This window comes from Flavobacterium fructosi (genome assembly GCF_042787335.1).
Lineage (GTDB): Bacteria > Bacteroidota > Bacteroidia > Flavobacteriales > Flavobacteriaceae > Flavobacterium > Flavobacterium fructosi.
The window spans coordinates 134,536-154,441 of the sequence record NZ_JBHZQA010000003.1 but is presented as its reverse complement, the minus strand read 5'-3'; the positions used below and the strand labels follow the sequence as shown (position 1 = coordinate 154,441).

Genomic DNA, 19,906 nt, shown 5'->3' with positions numbered 1-19,906 from the left:
TTTGGTTGGTTAATTCAATTTTAAAATTATTCGATAATCACTGATTTCATATTCATAAATTCTTTAATTCCAATTTCAGACAACTCTCTTCCGTACCCTGATTTTTTTGTTCCTCCAAAGGGAATTCTGGGATCAGAACGAACCAAAGAATTTATAAAAACATTTCCGGCCTCAATTTTTCGTGCCAATCGGTATGCATTTTCACGATCTTCTGTCCATATTGCTGATGCTAGACCGTATCTATGGTTATTGGCAATTTCGATAGCATCATTTTCATCTTTGGCTCTAATTATTGTTGCTAATGGTCCAAAAGTTTCCTCTTGAAAAGCAATATTGTTAGCATCTACAAAATCAATTAATGTTGGTTGAAAATTGCAATTTTCACGTTCTCCACCTACTACTAATTTCGCTCCTTGTTGCAATGCTTTTTCTAATTGATGGCTTAGTTTTTCGGCCAAATCCAATCGGGCTAATGGTCCCATATTAATTCCATCTTGTAAAGGATTTCCTTGACTTAAAACACGTACTTTTTGGGCAAAAAGAGCCGCAAATTCATCCGCTACTTTTTCGGTAACGATAAAACGTTTGGCACAAATACAAGCCTGACCTGCATTTAGCATTCTGGATTGGGTAGCAACAGTCGCCGCTTTTTCAATATCGGCATCATTCAAAACTATAAATGCATCTGAACCTCCCAACTCCATAACTGATTTTTTTATGTGCTTTCCAGCCAAAGAAGCCACAGAAGAACCTGCCATTTCACTACCTGTCAACGAAATCCCATGCACAATATCCGAAGCGATTACACTTTCGACTTGAATAATATCAATGGTTATTTGTTGGAAAACACCTTGTGGAAAACCGGCTTCCAGAAATGCATTTTCAATAGCTTTGGCGCAGCCAATAACGTTTGGAGCATGTTTTAAAAGTGTCACATTACCAGCCATAATTGCCGGCGCCGCATAACGCAATACTTGCCAAAAAGGATAATTCCAAGGCATAATGGCAAAAATAGCACCCATCGGGTCATAGACAGACATACTTGTAAAAGGCGTGTCGTACTTTTCATCTTTTAGCATTTTCTCTGCATTCTCGGCATAGAAGTCACAATTTCCTGCTGATTTTTCGACTTCACTAATTCCTTCGGATACAATTTTACCCATTTCATTAGTAATCAATAAACCTAATTCTTCCTTTTTTTCTCGAAGAATATTGGCTAGATTTTTCATTTTATCAGCTCTTTCCTGAAAAGACGTATTCCGCCAATTTTTAAAAGCACTTTCTGACAATTCCAATTTTTGATTCAATTGTGCATTTGTCAACACTTCGTGTTCCGCAATAATTTCTGTTGAAAATGGATTTATTGATTTGAATATCATTTTGTTTTTTGTTTAAAGTTTAAGGTTCCTTGGCAGAACTCCATTACGATTGAACACTGATTACTCTTTAATGGCTATCGCTTAATTTCGTATTTGGATCCAAAGGCCAATACATCAAAACAGAACAATTTCCGCTTCGGGGATCATCTAAATAATCAAATAATGGCTCTACCAAAATGAATCCACATTTAGTTTGCGCCGTGACCGTTGGGTCGATAATTTCGCCCTTAATTAATTTATCACAATATTCAGCAATAGTCATTTGATCTTTCACATTATCAAACCCAATAGGCATTCCTGCGGTCATTTGTCCTTTGGTTCCCAATGCTCTAGCTACCTCCTGACGTGCATTGTAAATTTCTCTACCAATACCTTTTCCTTGATAATCCGGATGAACTGAAACGTCTAATCCGTAAAGCCATTCCGCTTTTGGATCGTGTGTTCCCAACCATAAATTATCCGAAATTTCCAAGAAAGTATGATTTCCTTTGTGGTAATTTTGCAGCAAAGTTGTTGTTGCGGCAATAACTCTATCGCCATCTAAAACAACCATTTGTCCTTCAGGAAAAATCTCCATGTGACGTATGTATTGCGCTTCAGTCATCAACTCTTCTTCAGACAAAGTTGGAAAAACAATTTTTTGAAGTTCAGCTTCTTGTTTGGCATATTCAGGAGTAGCTGTTCGCAAAATGTATTTACCTAAAATTTCTTTTTTCATGTATTTATAATTGAAAGATTTAAAATTTGAAAGACTAATAATATTTTTGACTTTATGGCTTTCGACTTTAAAACATCTATGACATATTACCGTAACTAATTAGTTTCAATTCCATGTATTCTTTTAACCCTTCGGAACCGGACTCGTGTCCCACTCCGCTACTTTTTATTCCAACAAAGGGCAATTCAGTCCCGTGAGCAGCCCATTCATTGACTCCTACCATTCCAAATTCTAGATTTTCCGCATAGAAATTAGCTGTTTTAATATCATTAGTAAATACATAAGAAGCCAAACCATATTCGGTGTCATTCGCCCATTCCAGAACTTCTTCTTTCGTTTCGAAAGCGATGACGATCATCAAGGGTCCAAAAGCTTCTGTCTTAATAAAAGCCTGATTTTGTCTGGCTTCAATCAATGCCGGATGAACAAAAAATCCTTTCTCAGCAGCTTCTCCTCCAATGTGAACAATTGCTCCTTCGCTTTTTGCTTTTTCGAGCATTTCCAAAGAATGTTCCTGTTGTTTTTTATTAATTAATGGTCCAATAAAATCAATATCACCTCCATTAATTCCTGTTTTTAATTGCGAAATATCTTCTTTTACAATCGAAACAAATTGGTTAAAAATAGAGGAATGCACATAAAAACGTTGCGGAGCAACACAAACTTGACCGCAATTTCGCAATTTCGCAACCAAAGCCTGATGCGCAATTGCTTCAACATTTACGTCTTTTTCTATAATCACCGGAGCATTTCCACCTAATTCAAGTGATAATTTAGTTGCTGTTTTTGAAGCACCGTCCATCAGAATTTTTCCAACTCTTGTGCTTCCCGTAAAACTTATTTTTTTCAATAAAGCATTTTCAATCATTTCAGTTCCGGTAGTAACTGGCTCAGTATTAATCAAATTGAAAACACCTTTTGGTATTCCGGCTTCGTGCAATGCTTTTGCCATATTGAAACTAGATAAAGGCGTAAATTCAGAACCTCTCATGACCACGCTACATCCAGCAGCCAAAGCAGCCGCAACGGCACGAGCAGGATTATAAGCTGGAAAATTCCAAGCTGTAATTACACCAACAACTCCTAATGGCTGATAAATAACCATCGAACGTTTATCGATTCTGCTAGACGGAATAACTCGTCCGTAACTGCGTTTTCCTTCCTCGGCAAACCATTCGAAAAGATTAGCAGATACTTGCCACTCACCACGAGATTCCAGCATTGGTTTACCCGTTTCCAGCGAAGTTTCCTTGGCGAAAGCCTCCACATTTGTCCGCATATAATTGGCTGCCTTTTTTAGAAATTCAGCTCTAAAATAAGGTGTTGTATTTTTCCATTCTTTGAAAGAAGCTTCAGCGGCTGCAATCGCCAAAGCACAATCAGCAGTATTCCCAAAAGGAACTTTATCAATTATTTCTTCGGTAGCCGGACTTTGCAAATCCCAAGTTGCGCCATCAATTGCGTCGCACCATTCTCCATTAATATATTGCTTTCTCATGATAGTATTTCTTGTATTGTTTCTTCTAAAATTGACAAGCCTTTTTCTAAAATTTCATCTTCTATAAATAATGGACTTAAAATTCGGATGCAATTTCCGTACGTTCCAGAAGTGATTACGATTAGTCCTTTCTCTAAACATTTATTGACAATGGCTTTTGTGGCATCACCATCAGGCATTTTAGTTTCTGGATTAAAAAATTCGATTGCCAACATCGCTCCCAATCCACGAACATCAGTAATGTTTTTCGGATATTTTGCCTGTAACTGATTGAATCTTTCTCGAACTATCTTGCCTACTTTATCTCCAGCCGCATTGATGTTATGTTTTTGCATGTAATTGATACTTGCCAATGAAGCCACACAACTCAATGGATTTCCCAAATACGTTCCTCCGATAAGTCCCGGTTTAACGGCATCCATAATTTCCTGTTTTCCAATAACAGCACCAATTGGCATTCCGCCACCCATAGATTTAGCCCAAGTTGACAAATCTGGAATTACTCCATAATGCTCATAAGCGGCCCATTTTCCAGTACGACCAAAACCGGATTGCACCTCATCAAAAATCAAGACAATGTTATTTTCTGTACAGAATTTTCGTAGATACTGCACATATTTTTTAGAAGCAACCGTAAAGCCACCTTCACCTTGTACTAATTCCAAAATGATTGCAGCGGTTTGACTCATTGAAACGGTTGATGAAAAAGTTTTATGCAACTTCATAATCATCAAATCATCGAATTCATCTGCGGTCATACGGGCATTCATACTCGGTTTGTAATATGGATATTCCAAACGGTATACTTCAGGCGCATAGGGTCCGGCACCTTCTTTGTATTTCACATTAGATGTCAAAGTCATTGCCATCATTGTACGTCCGTGAAAGGAACCGTCATAACAGATAATTCCTGCTTTTCCGGTTACAGCACGAGCAATTTTTATGGCATTTTCAACGGATTCAGCGCCAGATAACGTCAGCATTGCTTTAGTAGATTCACCATGCGGCAAAATCTCACACAATTTTTCCGTTAAGTCTAAATATTGTTCGTAAACGGAAACATTGAAGGAAGCATGAATGAATTTATCTACTTGACTTTTGATTGCTTCAATAATTTCTGGCACACCGTGTCCTGCATTATTTACCCCAATTCCTCCAGCAAAATCAATCAATTCTCTGCCATCGGCATCAATAATAATGGCTCCTTTGGCAGATTGAATGCTGGACGGATTGAAAATTCCCAAAGCGTTTGGAACACTTTTTTTTCTTCTTTCGTATAATTTGTCTGTATTATTCATGTTGCTTGCTTGATAATTTTGCCAATTCTAAATCGGGTTGCGCGAATTTGTAAATTTTCATATACATATTTGTTTTCGTATCAAAAACACCTTCCATCGCATGAATTTTATCGCCTAATAATTCATTTAGATGTTCCATATCGCGACACATAATATTAGCTTCAATATCATAATCCCCTGAAACAGAAGCCAAAAAACTAATTTCGGGTAACTTTGCTAATTCCTCAAAAATGGTTTTCATATATGATTTTGGTTTAACCGAAATCAAGACACTTGCGTATGCATTAAACCCAATTTTATTAGGATCGACCCTTCCAATTATTTGTAAAGTGCCATCTTCAATTAAGTTAATGTAACGGTGCCTAATAGTACTCACTGCCACATTAATTTCTTTAGAAATTTCCGTAAATGACATTCTGCCATCCTTTTGAAGCAGCTTCAATATTTGGTAATCTAGTTCATCATCTAATGCGCTCATCTTTTTACTATTTTAATAACCCTATCATATTTTAAAACTCTGATAAAGTAAAATTCTCTACTCTTTTCGATATTTTAATTCTCCATCTACCCAAGTTTCATTGACTTCTACAGTAGAAACATCGTCTAATTTAAATGGATTTTTATTCAAGACAATAAAATCGGCATATTTCCCTGTAGATAGATTTCCTTTTATATTTTCTAAATTATCTGCAATCGCACTTCCTACTGTATAGGCTCGTAAAGCTTGCTCGAAAGTTATTTTCTGGCTTTCGCCAATGACAAACCCATCCATTGCTTTTCGGGTAACCGCCGTTTCCATATTAACCCAGGGATTTATTTCTTTTACCACAGGTCCATCGGTAGATAAGGCTAAATTTATTCCGTTATCCAAAACCGTTTTACACGGGTAAACCACATCTAATAAGTCGTCTGGCAAAGTACTTTTGAAATTATTTGCCAATTCGTAAATGAATATCGGTTGCATTGCTGCAGTCATATTCATCAGTTTAAAATCTTTTATATTTGCATTGGATAAAAACCCAACGTGTTCAATTCTGTGTTTTAATGTATTATCAATTTTGAACAAATCACGATACACTTTCAAAGTCAAATCGACTGCCTTATGACCAATGGCATGTGTGGCAACCGAAAATCCTTTTTCAACGGCTTCTTTTGCTGTTTGATAAAACTTATCGTAATCCAATCTCAAAACGCCTTTGTATCCGTCCGTATTTTTATACGGAACATTCAATGCCGCAGTAGCCGAACTCAAACCACCATCAGAAAAAAACTTCACGGTTTTTATTTGCAAAAATTCCGATTCATATAATTTCGGTAAAACCTGAATTTCGTCACTACCATCCGGAATTCGAAGCGGAAAAACATTCATTCGCACTTTCAACAATCCTTCTTGGTCCAATTTAATGTAAGCCGCCAATAATTCCTCATTCGCAGCCGGATCAGTAGCGCTTGTAATTCCCAAAGTCAACAAATATTGATGCGCTTCTAGAATCATGTTTTTATATTCTTCGAAAGTAAATGGAGGAATGTTATTCATGATTAATCCCAAAGCTCTTTCGGTAAAAATACCTTGCAGGCTTCCATCTTGATTTTTGCGAATTTCTCCTCCAAAAGGAACTTCAGTAGCTTCATCAACTTCTGAAATTGCTATGGCTTTTGAATTGGCAATTCCAATGTGCGCACAAGTTCTTATTACAAAAACAGGTCTGTCAGAAATAATTTCGTCTAAATCTTCTTTGGTTGGCAACCGTTTTTCTTCCAGTACCATTTCATTAATTCCACGAGCCATAATCCATTCGGAATTCGGATTTTTATCGGCAAACTCTTTTAATAATCTTTTGAATTCCACAATCGATTTCACACCCCGAACATCCAACATATAGGTACGAAGATGTCCAATTTTCCAAACATGAATATGCGCATCATTTAACCCCGGAACAACAGTTTGTCCATTAAAATCAAATTCATTGGAAAAAGAACCAAATTGATTTCGCAATTCAGTTTCCGTTCCTATGGCTTCAATTTTTCCCAAATGGTTAATTACCATGGAATCCGCTTTTGCAAAAGCAGGATTCATAGTAATAATATTGGCATTATATATCAGTTTAAAAGTCATAAAGTCTAATATCATAAAGTTTAAATATCGAATTAGTCTTTATGACTTTCGACTTTTAGACTTTCGTCTAAATTATTTTCTTTCGTTCAATACTTCTTGGATTGCATTTTCAATTACATCCAATCCTTCATGCAATTGTTCGTCAGTAATAACAATTGGAGGTAAAAAACGAATACAATTGGTGTACAATCCTGCTCTGATTAAAATCAATCCATTTGCGACTGATTTTTTGATTACTGCCATCGCAAAATCCATATCAGGCTCTTTGGTTTTTTTATCTTTTACAAATTCAACTACCAGCATCGCTCCTATTCCACGAACATCACCAATACAAGAAAACTTATCTGCCATTGTATTTAATCGTGTTCTAATAGCATCTCCCACATGAACCGATTTGGCTAAAAATTCCGGTGTATTAATTTGTTTCACGGTTTCAAGTGCTGCCACTACAGCAATTGGACTTCCAGAATACGTTCCTCCAACACCTCCTAAATGCGGTGCATCCATCATCTCTGCTTTACCAGTTACGGCGCTAATTGGCAATCCTGAACCTATCGATTTTGCCATCGTTACCATGTCCGGAATCACTCCGCTGTGTTCAATAGAAAGAAACTTCCCTGTTCTTCCTGCTCCTGCCTGAACCTCATCGGCAATGAAAACGATACCATGTTCATCACAAACTTTTCTGATTTTTTCCAAGAAACGTTTTGGCACAGGAATAAAGCCACCTTCCCCTTGAACAGGTTCGATAATAATTGCTGCAACCGAAGAAGGATCGACGTGTGAAATTAAATTCTGGTCAAAACGCTCGATACAAAAATCTATATATTCCTCTTCCGTAAAATTATCGGGTTTGCGATATAAATTTGGAGAATGAAAACGATAAATATCCTGGGCATAGCTGCCAAAGCCTCTTTTAAATAAAGCGTATTTACTAGTTAAACTCAAAGTAAGTAATGTTCTACCGTGATAAGCTCCTTCAAAACAAATTACTGCAGGTCGCTTTGTATAATATCGTGCAATTTGCACTGCATTTTCTACCGCTTCAGATCCGGAACAAGCCAACAATGTTTTCTTAGGAAAATCACCTGGTGTAATTTTGTTAAGCAGTTCTGCAAATTCTAAATACGGTTCGAAAGTAGTCACTAATGCTCCGGTATGCAGGTATTTATCCATTTGGTCTTTTATGGCATCAACTACTGCTTTTGGTCTGTGACCCAAATTTACCATCCCGATTCCTCCCGCAAAATCAATCAATTGATTTCCATCTACATCCCATACTAAAGCCCCTTCAGCCTTTTCGACAACCACTTCGGTAGATTTTCCTAAACCGGCAGGTAAAGCGGCGGCTCTTCTTGCTAACATTTCTTTGCTTTTTGGTCCAGGAATTTCTGATACTTTTTTAATTTGAGTTCCCATTTTTTTTATTTTAATTTTATTCTATTTTTTATTTTGCAACTGTTTTTTCAAACTATAATCTTCATCGACCGGTAAATACATTAGGATACTGGCAAACCCAGATTCAGGATCATTTATATAATTATACAAAGGTTTGATCCATCTAAATCCTGATTTTCGCTGTGGCGTAATTGTAGGATCTGTATATTTATTCATTTCTAATCCGTAACAATATTCTTCAATTGTCATTTTGTCTTTTACTTTTCCATAACCAATTGTCATTCCGGCTATAATCTGACCTATCAAACCCAAATTTCGACAAACTTCTAGGCGAGCTTTATACATTTCTTTCGAAAGACCTAAACCACGATATTCCGGCAATACTCCCATATCGATGCCATACATCCAATTTCCATCTGGTATATGCACATTGGATAACCATAAATTATCTGTCTCTTCCAGAAAAGTACTATCATGTTCTGGAAAATGACATCTAAAAGTACTTGCCGACGCAATAATCTTTCCATCCTCCTCAATCACTAACTGCCCTGCAGGAAATATTTTTATGTGATTAGCAAAATGATTTCTATTCAATATTTCTGATTCGTGCAAAGTTGGATAACATCGTGATTGTAAATACTCCATCTGAATGACATCATCTAATATAGCATTACGAATTATAAATTGATTTTCAAAAATACTCTTGCTTATCATATCTTTACTTTTAAATTACATATCCAGCTATTAAATATAAGATCGATGAAACTCCAAATATTACTAACTGATAGGGAAATTGTGAAATACCATGTTTCATCATATCTATTTTACAAGACTGCGCTGTAAGCACTCTGTTATCAGAGAAGAAACATGCTGCAGCTCCCCAAACAGTTCCTGAAGCCAAAGCTCCTTGCGTTAGCCAAAAATCTGCTCCAAGGGAACGAGACAATATGGCTGTTGTTGGTACTAAAATTGCATATATTCCCCAGTTTGAACCTGTAGCCCAACAAATCCATGCCACTAATGCAAAAACAACAAAAGGCAGCGTTGCACTATTCAACCAGCTAATTCCTTGTAATTTCTCGGCTACAAATTCATTAAATCCCAATCCGTTTTGAACATCTTTTAATAAATAGGTCATTCCTAGAACTACTAACACGAAAGTGATTGATTCCATCCCTTTGACAAAGTTGTTTGAAATTTTATTAAATTTTATTACTCCTAATACTAAATAAAACAAATACGTAAATACACAAGCTGTTGCTATTCCGCGAAGGGCATCAATACTACTGAAAATTGATTCTGAAGAAAACGTTAAACTATCCCAATATTCCGCATCATACGGATAAGGAAAAATGGTACACCAAATTAGAATAACCAAAGGCAGAATAAAATAGACCAACTTCCCTTCTCTTGCTGGTTTTTTCTTCACTTTTACAACTTCGGGATCTATTAGTTTCACGCTTGCTTCCGCCTCCTTGATTGCTTTTGAATCCGGAATTAACTGAAACACTACTAATGCTCCCAGAATTAATGAAATCCACGCTGAAAAATTATAAGGAATTGTACCTAAAAATGCTTCAATAGGACTTGTTATAACTTTTCCTGCACTATTTAAAACGCCTCCTTGAATAGCCGCAATTTGAGTTCCATAAAAAATAGTCCAAGTCGAAATAGGAAATATTATTGTCAGTGGTACACAAACAAAACTCAAAACCAATGCTAATTTCTCTCTTGAAACCCCAAATTTATCTGTAATAGGTCTCATCGTATTACCAATAGACAGTGCACTTAAATAGTCATCCAGAAAAAAGAAGAAACTTAAAAAATAAGTCATAATTAATGACTGCTTTTTATTTTTAACGTGATTCTCAGAGTATCTTCCGACAGCATTTATTCCTCCAGAAGCAACTAATAATTGTACAAATGCACCATATAATATACATACTAAAATCACCCATATTAGACCTTGATCATGAGCGTCTCTGGAAATCGATGAAAACATTCCGTCAAACATATTAAGAGGAAAAATCATTCCTTGTCCTTCCGGAAAAAATTCTTTCGATCCACCTTGCATAGCCAATAATACAAAACCAACAGCGCATCCTATTATTAAAGGTTCCAATGCTTTTCTTGTCATTATTGCAATTCCTAATACCGTAAATGCGGGAACTAAAGCGTGCCAATTGATAAAATAACAAAGGCCAGCCAGAAATAGTAAGGCGACTCCAATAATAGTTGAGATTGATTTCATTGAGTTTTGGTTTTTGGTTAATAAAATAATTTAAACTGGTCAGTTTTTAAATTATCATTTTTAAATAAATATTATTCACATTGTAAATAAATTAATAATTAAGTATTTATTTTGTAAATCTAACAATAATTTAAACACTTACAAAAAATATTATTATTTTTTTTAATAAAAAGTGTATATTTGAAAAACTAAAAAAAGTATAGTTATGGTATTTAATGAAGTAAAAAACTTTATAAATGGGGAGTTTAAATCAGGTAGCTCCAGCAAAATTCATACCGTTATATCCCCATTAGACGATAAGGAATTAACTACTTTCAATGAATCTACGATGGACGATTTGAATGAAATTATTGATTTTGCTAAAAAAGCGCAAAAAGCCTGGCAAAAAGTTACCTTAAAAGAAAGAGTACAAGTGTTCTATAAATACAAGCAGTTACTGGAACAAAATAGCGCTGAACTAACCGAAATTATCTACCATGAAAACGGAAAAATTCACTCGGAAGCTAGAGCCGAAATTGACAAAGCAATTGAACTGACCGAATTTGCCTGTTCGCTACCTCAATTTGTAACTGGAGAAAATATGGAAGTCAGCAAAGGGGTTTATTGCTCTACAACTAAATTACCCTTAGGAATTGTAGCTTCGATTGTTCCTTTTAATTTCCCCACTATGGTTCCGCATTGGACCATTGTAAATGCCATTGCATTAGGAAATGCTTTTATTTTGAAACCATCCGAAGCGGTGCCAATTAGCAGTCAATATACAGCAAAACTATTGAAAGAAGCAGGTCTTCCTGATGGTTTATTCAATATTATAAATGGTACACAATCTACAGTTGAGAATCTTTGCGACCATCCTGATATTAAAGCGATAACCTTTGTAGGCTCTACGAAAGTGGCAAAAATAGTGTATCAAAGAGCAAGTCAAAATTTGAAACAAGTTTTAGCACTTGGCGGAGCAAAAAATCATATCATACTTCTTCCAGATGCGCATCGTGACATGGCGTCATCAAATATTGTGGCATCTATGAGTGGTTGTGCGGGACAACGATGTATGGCAGCGGCAACTTTAATTGCTGTTGGCAATTGCGATATGATATTGGACAAATTAATTGATGATGCCAATCAAATTCAATGTGGCACAACATTGGGTGCCGTAATTTCGAAAGCAGCCAAAGAAAGGATTGAGTCCTATATCGCTGAAGCGGAACAGCAAGGCGCCAAAATCGTTTTGGATGGTAGAAATACGATAGTTCCGGGGAAAGAAAATGGTTTTTATGTCGGGCCAACGATTATTGACTTCGCAACTGCAGATATGAAAGTTGCAACAGAGGAAATATTTGGGCCAGTACTAACTATTGTTCGTGTTAATACAATTGATGAAGCTTTAGCAATTGAAAATGCCAGTCCTTATGGAAATGCGTGTTCCGTGTTTACACAAAGCGGCGGTTTAGCCAATTATGTAACCGAAAATGCTTCAGCAGGAATGTGCGGAGTAAATATTGGTGTTCCTGTTCCCAGAGAACCTTTTGGTTTTGGCGGATGGAATGAATCAAGATTTGGCTCAGGAGATATTACGGGGAAAAGTGCTATTGGCTTTTTTACCAAAGAAAAGAAAACAACTACCAAATGGAATCCTGAAGCAGGAACCAACTGGATGAGTTAAAAAATTTTCGAATGATGATTAATTATTTATGATTTCAGAATTTTGAGAATTAAAAAAATTTAAAAAAATTAAAATGACTAAAGAACAAATAATAAGTGACAGTAAACAATACAGCTTATTTACTTGGGTGGCCCAAAAAAATATAAATCCTATTCCAATTGAAAGAGCCGAAGGCGTTTACCTTTATGAGGTAGGCGGAAAAAAAATCATCGATTTTTCCAGCGGATTAATGTCAGTGAATATTGGTCATGGCGACCAGCGTGTTACGGATGCCGTAGTCGAACAAATGCAAAAAGTGAGTTATGTAACGCCTTCTTGTACGACCGAAATTAGGGCTCAGTTAGCTAAAAAACTAGCAGCCATTTGTCCAGGAGATTTAAACAAAGCTTTTTTTACCCTGTGTGGTGCTTCATCCATAGAAAATGCCATAAAACTAGCCCGATTGTATACCGGAAAACATAAAATATTTGGCAGGTACCGCGGTTTCCACGGAAATTCATCTGCGAGTATGACTGTAGGTGGAGATCCAAGAAAACAATATACTGATGCGCAGCAATCAACTAATATTTTTCATTTGGACGATCCTTATGATTTTTATGGATTAAGCGATCAAGATGAAGAAACGAGATTAAAATGGAGCCTAGATTCAGTAGAAAGAATCATTCGATATGAAGGCGGACATACGATTGCAGCCTTTATTTTTGAAGGCGAAAGCGGTTCATCTGGCTGTCTTCATTATCCAAAAGGGTATTTAAAAGGCATTAAAGCATTGTGTGCAAAATATGAAATCCTATTTATTGCCGACGAAGTAATGAGTGGCTTTGGAAGAACAGGAAAATGGTTCGGATTTGAACATGGCGAAATTGTGCCTGATATGATTTGTATGGCAAAAGGATTAACGTCTTCTTATCTACCTTTAGGTTGCTTAATGGTTTCAGATAAAATTGCAGAAAAATATGAAGATTCTCCTTTATGGTTGGGATTGACTTACAATTCGCACCCTGTTTCGTTAGCGGCTTCGCTGGCGGTAATCAACATTTACGAAACTGATAATTTGATAGAAAATACCAATAAAATGGGAGTCTATATGGAGAAACGCATAAACGAAATGCGAGCAAAACATCCTTCGATGGGTGATTTCAGGAACAAAGGATTATTGGGTTGTTTAGATGTTGTAAAAAGCAAAGATCCATACCAATTGATGGCTCCTTTCAATGCTAATGCTGCCGAAATGGAAGTTATGAATAAAGTGGGTGCCAAGTTAAGAGAGCTAGGATTATATACCTTTGTTCGCTGGGGTTATATTTTTATAGCACCACCATTAATGATTAACGAAGCTCAAATTGATGAAGGATTAGCAATTATTTCTGAAGCTTTAAAAATACCAGACGAACACATGAACTAAAATATTTTTCCTACAAGAAAGAGTAAATATGTTTAACAACTCTTTCTTTTAGGACTTTTTATTAAAGACCTGCGACCTTTATTTTGTGTTTGTTTTTGTTATTTTCAACAAAAAATTCATCTAATAATTCAAATATTTTTTCTCGTTTCAAAGGTTTCGTAATATAATTTTTAAAACCTAGATTCAGTATCATTTCTTTATCCTCGGCGGAAGAGTAAGCCGTTTGGGCTATTACAATTAAATCTGGGTTCGTTTTTTTTATAATTGCGAAAGCATCTAATCCATTCATTACTGGCATTTTGACATCCATAAAGACCAAATCAATATCTTTATTTACTGCGCAAATATCGACCGCTTCTTGCCCATTATTTGCTCTAATAATTGTATAATTTCTAAGTTCTAAAATTTTCTTTAATAATAAGAAGTTTATATTATCATCCTCAGCAACCAATATCGTTTCATTTCCTGAATTACGTTCAAAACTAGCATTAGTTTTAGTTTTACTTTTTCTTTCTGATTCATCCAAAACTAATGGTATTTTAAATGTAAAAGCTGAACCATTACCAAATGATGACTTTACAGAAATTGAACCTCCTAACATTTCGATATATGCCTTAGAAATAGCAAGACCCAATCCTAAGCCATTTGATTCAGCATGAAAATGATCCTCAACTCTTAAAAATCGATCAAATATTGCCTTTAGATTTTTTTTGTCAATTCCCCTTCCGGTATCTTTTACGGTAAAAACCACGGTTCCATCTATTTCATCTATTTCATAACCAAAAGATATAGAACCGCTATCTGTAAATTTAATTGCATTTGCTATTAAATTTACAAGAATCTGTTTTAACTTAACGACATCTGTAATTAAATATTTTTCAATTGGATGTGAACATTCAATAACAAAAAATTTAATTTGTTTTTCTTTTGGAATGGTGACTTTTATGGTTTCATACAATTCGTGAATGCATTTATTAAGATTAATCCCTTTGTATTTAGGCTTAATTTGAAGTGCATCAATCTTCGACATTTCAATAAGATCCTCAATAATTGAGACCAAATTAGTGCCGCTTCTATTAATTATTCTTAAATACTCTGCTTTATCCTTTTCCTCTAATTCGGGATTATTCAACAAATCACTAAAACCAACGATAGCATTCATTGGAGTTCTGATTTCATGTGATAAATTAGCCAAAAAAGAAGATTTTAGTTTATCACTTTCCTCTGCCTTATGTTTAGAAATCTCTAATTGCGTTCTTTGATTGCTATTTTCTTCAAAAAGATTACCAATATACCCAAATTCTCCTTTTATTCTTTTTAAACTACCAATGGCAAATAAACTTCCTGTTTCTAAAATACTGGTGATTAATTTCAAAGGATTATAAACCCAACGTTTGGTGAAATAAAGACAAATTATAATATTAAATAGTGAAGCCAATATAACGACAAAAAGAATCTCTTTTGTGTTTTTAAAATTTAGATTAAAAACTCTTTTAAAAGTTAATTGCGATACTACATTGTTTTTGTAATCTTTCAGATTTATATCTACACTTACCGCATCTTCTCCTGATGTGTTTGTATGTTTTTCATTCTTCAAACTTGTTTTAGAGCTGCTAATCAGATTTAGATTTTCCAAAAATTGTTTGTCTAAAAGTCGAACCATAAAAAAGTAGCCCGAAGGGTTCGATTTAATCTTCTTAGGGTCGTTTGAAGGATGGATTGTTGCGCCAAAAACCTCAACTATTCCTTCCGGAATCCTCAAATAAAACCGAGTGATTTTAGACTTATAAAGGTGCGACATTACCTCCTTTTGAATAAAATTGTCCGTTTTAATCCTTGAAGAAACTGTTTTGCTAATCAAATTATTGTTTAAATCATAAACGCCAATATAATCCATGTTGTAAGTTTCGAATTGGCTTGCAACAGACTTTTTATACCAATTTTCATCTCTCGTCTTGGTATATTTTACTAACTCATCCCAAAATGTAACGTCGATAATTGTGGCATTAGCTGTTTCAGAATTGAGTTTGAAAAGCGAATTGACTTCATTTTTATACTGATTATAGGTACTTTTATAAAATTGTTTCTCTTCTTGAATCGTATACAGATAAAGTGAAACATAAAGCAATAAAAAGAACAAACTTGTCGCACTAATCAACAATAAAAGTTTGTAGTAGGTATTAATATTACCGTATTTTTTCATAGAACAAAGTGGTATTTTTTAAAAAATAAATTCATTTGATTTTCATTATAAAAACTACTATTTTTTTTTAGAAGAATTATCTTATTTCTTTTTCGCAAGTTAAACTTTTTTTTCATAAAATAACAAACTACATAATTGAATATGAACCTTTCAATATTGTAAAAAAAAACAATTCGAATAAAAGTCAAGGACCTAAAAAAGCAACCATATACCAGAGAAACCTACAATGTACTTTAGTGTTGTAACAACAAAACCACCTCTATCAGGTGGATTTTTCAATTCTGATAAAATTTTATAAAGGAATATTACCGTGTTTGCGCTTAGGCGATACGCTTACTTTATTTTCAAGCATACTAAAGGCTTTTATCAGTTTCCGCCTTGTATCTTGTGGCAGGATTACTTCATCAACAAAACCACGTTGTGCTGCTGTGTATGGATTCGCAAACAGATTAGCATATTCAGCTTCTTTTTCTAAGAGTTTTGCTTCGTGATCGACGGCATCACTGATTTCTTTTTTAAAGATAATTTCAGAAGCGCCTTTGGCTCCCATCACCGCAATCTCGGCAGTTGGCCAAGCAAAATTCATGTCGGCACCAATGTGTTTCGAGTTCATCACATCATAAGCGCCACCATAGGCTTTTCGGGTAATCACAGTAACTCTTGGCACGGTCGCTTCGCTTAAAGCGTAAAGTAATTTCGCCCCATGAACTATAATTCCATTCCATTCTTGATCGGTTCCTGGTAAAAACCCGGGCACATCTACCAAAACTAATAAAGGAATATTAAAACAATCACAAAAACGGGTAAATCGTGCTGCTTTTATCGAGCTTTTTACGTCCAAACAACCGGCTAAAATCATTGGTTGACTAGCAATAATTCCAATGCTTTTTCCTCCCAATCGGGCAAAACCCACCAGGATATTTTCGGCATAGTTTTTATGAATTTCAAAAAACGAATCTTCATCAATAATGCCATCAATTACTTCATGCATGTCATATGGCTTATTTGGATTCTCAGGAATAATTGTCGTTAATTTAGTACGGATCTCATCATTGAGTTCGTATGGTAAATTATGCGCTTTCTCTTTATTGCTTTGCGGCAAATAACTCAACAAGCGTTTCAGATCTTCCAAGCATTCCACATCATTTGCTGATGTGCAATGCGCCACTCCCGATTTAGTAGAATGTGTACTCGCCCCGCCCAATTCCTCGGAAGTTACGCTTTCATTTGTTACGGTTTTCACGACGTTTGGTCCCGTTACAAACATATAACTGGTATCTTCGACCATCATCGTAAAGTCAGTCATTGCAGGCGAATATACAGCCCCACCAGCGCAGGGTCCCATAATCGCTGAAATTTGCGGAATCACTCCAGAAGCTTGAACGTTTTTGAAGAAAATATCGGCATAACCACCCAAAGAACGAACGCCTTCTTGAATACGTGCTCCACCAGAATCATTCAGTCCAATCATTGGAGCACCCATTTTGACGGCCATATCCATAACTTTGCATATCTTCTCGGCATGTGTCTCTGACAACGAGCCACCAAAAACCGTAAAATCCTGAGCAAAAATATAAACCAATCGTCCGTTGATTGTTCCGTATCCTGTGATTACGCCGTCACCATAAAACATTTCCTTATCCATCCCAAAATCGGTGGTACGGTGCGTCACCAACATGCCAATTTCTTCAAAAGAACTTTCATCCATCAAATACTCGACACGTTCTCTCGCCGTTAGTTTTTTATTGGAATGCTGTTTATCAATTCTATTTTTACCTCCACCCAAATGAGCTTGAGTAATTTTATCGTTTAATGTGTTTATTTTGTCTTCCATACTATTCTTATTTTAACCGCCAATTCGCTAATTATTTATTTATTTTAAATCCATTAAGAAAATTAAGTTTTGTTTTTTCTAAATGAAGCTTAATCTCTTAATGGTGAATAAATATTTTAATGAGGTAATCGTACGATTTTTTGATCTTCAAAATATTGTTTCATAGCCACAAGAGCGGCAATTTCGGCTTCTTTAGCCATTTGGTTTTTCACTACATCGGCATTGTAATATTTCTTTACAAAATGGGTATCAAAATTTCCGGAACGAAATACTTCATGTTCAAAAACGAATTTTCCGAAAGGCAATGTTGTTTGTACACCTTCCACATGGTAACCATCAATAGCTTTAAGCATCAATTGAATCGCTTCTTCACGAGTGTCTCCATACGTGATTAGTTTGGCCAACATGGGATCATAATAAATAGGAATATCCATGCCCTGCTCAAAACCATTATCGACACGGATATTTTCGCCCACAGGCAATTGATATCTATCTAAATGACCTACACTTGGTAAAAAATCATTCATCGGGTCTTCGGCATACACACGCAATTCTAAAGCATGTCCTTTTATATGCAAATCTTCTTGTTTGATGGTTAATTCCTCCCCTCTAGCCACTCTGATTTGCAGTTCAACTAAGTCTGTTCCTGTTATCCATTCGGTAACGGGATGTTCCACTTGCAAACGAGTATTCATCTCCAAAAAATAGAAATTATTATTTTCATCCAATAAAAATTCGACAGTTCCAGCTCCTAAATAATCACATGATTTAGCTACCAAAACGGCAGCTTCACCCATTTTTTTACGCAATGCAGGTGTTAAAACGGAAGAAGGTGCTTCTTCAATCACTTTTTGATGACGGCGCTGTATACTGCATTCTCTTTCAAATAAATACAAAATGTTTCCATGACTATCCGCCATAACCTGAATTTCTATATGTCGCGGCGACACCACATATTTTTCTATAAAAACGGAACCATCGCCAAAAGCAGAAATCGCTTCGCTAATTGCTCGATTCATTTGAGATTCAAAATCGTTTTCGCTTTCTACGACACGCATTCCTTTTCCACCTCCGCCAGCAGAAGCTTTAATCAGAATAGGAAAACCAATTGCTTTTGCAGCCAATTTGGCTTTTTCGATATCAGTAATTGCTTCATCTAAACCGGGAACCATTGGAATATTAAATTCTTTAACGGCCTCTTTAGCCGCTAATTTGCTTCCCATTATTTTTATGGCTTTGGATTTTGGACCAATAAATATGATTTTGTTTTTTTCGGCTTCTTCGGCAAAATCAGCATTTTCACTTAAAAATCCATAACCGGGATGAATGGCATCCACGTTTAAAGATTTGGCAACTTCAATAATTTTACTTCCTAACAAATACGACTGACTTGAAGGTGCTTCCCCAATCCAAACGGCTTCATCGGCAAACTTTACGTGCGGTGCATTTCGATCAGCAGTTGAATAAACTGCTACGGTTTTAATGCCCATTTTTTGTGCGGTTTTCATCACCCGAATGGCAATTTCCCCTCTATTGGCAACTAATAATTTTTTCATTTTTTATTTTTTTAACCACCGATTTTCTAATTTTTCATCCTCTGACAATCAATTGCTTTGAATAATTAAACATGCTATTTTTAATTTGCGAATTATTTTATTACTCGAATTCAATTAATAACTGTCCTTTATCTACTGCATCTCCCATGGCAACCGAAATCGATTTGATAACACCATCACGGGGAGAAAGGAAACTATTTTCCATTTTCATCGCGCCTAGAATAATTAAATTGTCGTTTTCTTTGACCTCTTGTCCCACCACAACACTAATTTCCAAAATTAATCCGGGCATAGGCGCTTTAATGAAATTGACTTGTTTAGTAAGACCAACTTCAAATCCCATTTCTTTGATAAGAATATCCAAAGGATTTGAAATCGCTATAGTGTAGGTGTTGTTGTTTACCTTAACGGTATAGATTTTTTGATTGAAATCAGAAGTTACAATTTCAGCTTTATAAGGTGTATTTTCATGCAATACATGGAATTTATTTGTTTCCACACTCACTGCATCTAGTTGTGAGACATGTTTCTTTTCAACAATAAAATGAAAAGTGTCATTTACATTTACTTTATAACCAATACTCATA

At 35.5% G+C, this 19,906-nt stretch carries 15 protein-coding genes; 2 read left to right on the top strand and 13 right to left on the bottom strand.

Annotated features, from left to right (window positions below; all coding sequences use genetic code 11):
* Positions 1-26: 26 nt before the first annotated feature.
* From ACFX5D_RS05960 to ACFX5D_RS05920, 9 genes are all read right to left on the bottom strand, one after another.
* Positions 27-1,379 (bottom strand): NAD-dependent succinate-semialdehyde dehydrogenase, encoded by a 1,353-nt coding sequence (locus ACFX5D_RS05960; RefSeq protein ID WP_379857324.1) that lies wholly within the window; start codon positions 1,377-1,379, stop codon positions 27-29.
* A gap of 67 nt (positions 1,380-1,446) precedes the next feature.
* Complete coding sequence (locus ACFX5D_RS05955; protein ID WP_379857323.1) at positions 1,447-2,097, bottom strand: GNAT family N-acetyltransferase; 651 nt, start codon at positions 2,095-2,097, stop codon at positions 1,447-1,449.
* A 76-nt stretch (positions 2,098-2,173) separates the two neighbouring features.
* Entirely contained in the window at positions 2,174-3,595 is a 1,422-nt protein-coding gene (locus ACFX5D_RS05950; RefSeq protein ID WP_379857322.1) for an aldehyde dehydrogenase family protein, read from the bottom strand.
* Positions 3,592-4,893 carry an aspartate aminotransferase family protein gene (locus ACFX5D_RS05945; RefSeq protein WP_379857321.1) on the bottom strand — a complete coding sequence of 434 codons (1,302 nt, stop codon included), beginning with the start codon at positions 4,891-4,893 and terminating at the stop codon, positions 3,592-3,594. Before ACFX5D_RS05945 ends, ACFX5D_RS05950 begins: the two co-directional genes overlap by 4 nt.
* The gene (locus ACFX5D_RS05940; RefSeq protein ID WP_379850004.1) at positions 4,886-5,371 is read right to left on the bottom strand and encodes an Lrp/AsnC family transcriptional regulator; all 486 of its coding nucleotides are present in this window, start codon (positions 5,369-5,371) and stop codon (positions 4,886-4,888) included. The genes ACFX5D_RS05945 and ACFX5D_RS05940 overlap by 8 nt, the downstream gene beginning before the upstream one ends.
* Positions 5,372-5,428: 57 nt before the next feature.
* On the bottom strand, positions 5,429-7,024 hold the full coding sequence (locus ACFX5D_RS05935; RefSeq protein WP_379857320.1) for an amidohydrolase: 1,596 nt from the start codon (positions 7,022-7,024) through the stop codon (positions 5,429-5,431).
* A 57-nt stretch (positions 7,025-7,081) separates the two neighbouring features.
* Positions 7,082-8,428: an aspartate aminotransferase family protein gene (locus ACFX5D_RS05930; RefSeq protein ID WP_379857319.1), complete on the bottom strand. Its 1,347-nt coding sequence runs from the start codon at positions 8,426-8,428 to the stop codon at positions 7,082-7,084.
* A gap of 21 nt (positions 8,429-8,449) precedes the next feature.
* Entirely contained in the window at positions 8,450-9,121 is a 672-nt protein-coding gene (locus ACFX5D_RS05925; protein ID WP_379857318.1) for a GNAT family N-acetyltransferase, read from the bottom strand.
* A gap of 10 nt (positions 9,122-9,131) precedes the next feature.
* Complete coding sequence (locus ACFX5D_RS05920) at positions 9,132-10,658, bottom strand: Na+/H+ antiporter NhaC family protein (RefSeq protein WP_379849996.1); 1,527 nt, start codon at positions 10,656-10,658, stop codon at positions 9,132-9,134.
* A gap of 205 nt (positions 10,659-10,863) precedes the next feature.
* Here ACFX5D_RS05920 and mmsA point away from each other — a divergent pair, with 205 nt between their 5' ends.
* Complete coding sequence (mmsA, locus tag ACFX5D_RS05915; RefSeq protein ID WP_379857317.1) at positions 10,864-12,321, top strand: CoA-acylating methylmalonate-semialdehyde dehydrogenase; 1,458 nt, start codon at positions 10,864-10,866, stop codon at positions 12,319-12,321.
* 73 nt (positions 12,322-12,394) lie between these two features.
* Positions 12,395-13,726 carry an aminotransferase family protein gene (locus ACFX5D_RS05910; RefSeq protein WP_379857316.1) on the top strand — a complete coding sequence of 444 codons (1,332 nt, stop codon included), beginning with the start codon at positions 12,395-12,397 and terminating at the stop codon, positions 13,724-13,726.
* A 61-nt stretch (positions 13,727-13,787) separates the two neighbouring features.
* Here the strand turns inward: ACFX5D_RS05910 and ACFX5D_RS05905 are convergent, their stop codons facing one another.
* From ACFX5D_RS05905 to ACFX5D_RS05890, 4 genes are all read right to left on the bottom strand, one after another.
* Entirely contained in the window at positions 13,788-15,929 is a 2,142-nt protein-coding gene (locus tag ACFX5D_RS05905) for an ATP-binding protein (protein ID WP_379857315.1), read from the bottom strand.
* Positions 15,930-16,221: 292 nt separating this feature from the next.
* The gene (locus tag ACFX5D_RS05900) at positions 16,222-17,763 is read right to left on the bottom strand and encodes an acyl-CoA carboxylase subunit beta (RefSeq protein WP_379857314.1); all 1,542 of its coding nucleotides are present in this window, start codon (positions 17,761-17,763) and stop codon (positions 16,222-16,224) included.
* Positions 17,764-17,879: 116 nt separating this feature from the next.
* Positions 17,880-19,319, bottom strand: coding sequence for an acetyl-CoA carboxylase biotin carboxylase subunit (accC, locus tag ACFX5D_RS05895; protein WP_379857313.1), 1,440 nt, complete (start codon positions 19,317-19,319; stop codon positions 17,880-17,882).
* Positions 19,320-19,419: 100 nt separating this feature from the next.
* The gene (locus tag ACFX5D_RS05890) at positions 19,420-19,905 is read right to left on the bottom strand and encodes an acyl-CoA carboxylase biotin carboxyl carrier protein subunit (protein WP_379857312.1); all 486 of its coding nucleotides are present in this window, start codon (positions 19,903-19,905) and stop codon (positions 19,420-19,422) included.
* Position 19,906 lies beyond the last annotated feature (1 nt).

Excerpts from the sequence above, each read along its gene's own strand:
- ACFX5D_RS05925 (WP_379857318.1), bottom strand. The coding sequence starts at position 9,121 with ATGATAAGCAAGAGTATTTTTGAAAATCAATTTATAATTCGTAATGCT.
- ACFX5D_RS05945 (WP_379857321.1), bottom strand. The coding sequence starts at position 4,893 with ATGAATAATACAGACAAATTATACGAAAGAAGAAAAAAAAGTGTTCCA.
- ACFX5D_RS05960 (WP_379857324.1), bottom strand. The coding sequence starts at position 1,379 with ATGATATTCAAATCAATAAATCCATTTTCAACAGAAATTATTGCGGAA.
- ACFX5D_RS05955 (WP_379857323.1), bottom strand. The coding sequence starts at position 2,097 with ATGAAAAAAGAAATTTTAGGTAAATACATTTTGCGAACAGCTACTCCT.
- ACFX5D_RS05890 (WP_379857312.1), bottom strand. The coding sequence starts at position 19,905 with ATGAGTATTGGTTATAAAGTAAATGTAAATGACACTTTTCATTTTATT.
- ACFX5D_RS05950 (WP_379857322.1), bottom strand. The coding sequence starts at position 3,595 with ATGAGAAAGCAATATATTAATGGAGAATGGTGCGACGCAATTGATGGC.
- accC (WP_379857313.1), bottom strand. The coding sequence starts at position 19,319 with ATGAAAAAATTATTAGTTGCCAATAGAGGGGAAATTGCCATTCGGGTG.
- ACFX5D_RS05940 (WP_379850004.1), bottom strand. The coding sequence starts at position 5,371 with ATGAGCGCATTAGATGATGAACTAGATTACCAAATATTGAAGCTGCTT.
- ACFX5D_RS05930 (WP_379857319.1), bottom strand. The coding sequence starts at position 8,428 with ATGGGAACTCAAATTAAAAAAGTATCAGAAATTCCTGGACCAAAAAGC.
- ACFX5D_RS05900 (WP_379857314.1), bottom strand. The coding sequence starts at position 17,763 with ATGGAAGACAAAATAAACACATTAAACGATAAAATTACTCAAGCTCAT.
- mmsA (WP_379857317.1), top strand. The coding sequence starts at position 10,864 with ATGGTATTTAATGAAGTAAAAAACTTTATAAATGGGGAGTTTAAATCA.
- ACFX5D_RS05935 (WP_379857320.1), bottom strand. The coding sequence starts at position 7,024 with ATGATATTAGACTTTATGACTTTTAAACTGATATATAATGCCAATATT.
- ACFX5D_RS05910 (WP_379857316.1), top strand. The coding sequence starts at position 12,395 with ATGACTAAAGAACAAATAATAAGTGACAGTAAACAATACAGCTTATTT.
- ACFX5D_RS05920 (WP_379849996.1), bottom strand. The coding sequence starts at position 10,658 with ATGAAATCAATCTCAACTATTATTGGAGTCGCCTTACTATTTCTGGCT.
- ACFX5D_RS05905 (WP_379857315.1), bottom strand. The coding sequence starts at position 15,929 with ATGAAAAAATACGGTAATATTAATACCTACTACAAACTTTTATTGTTG.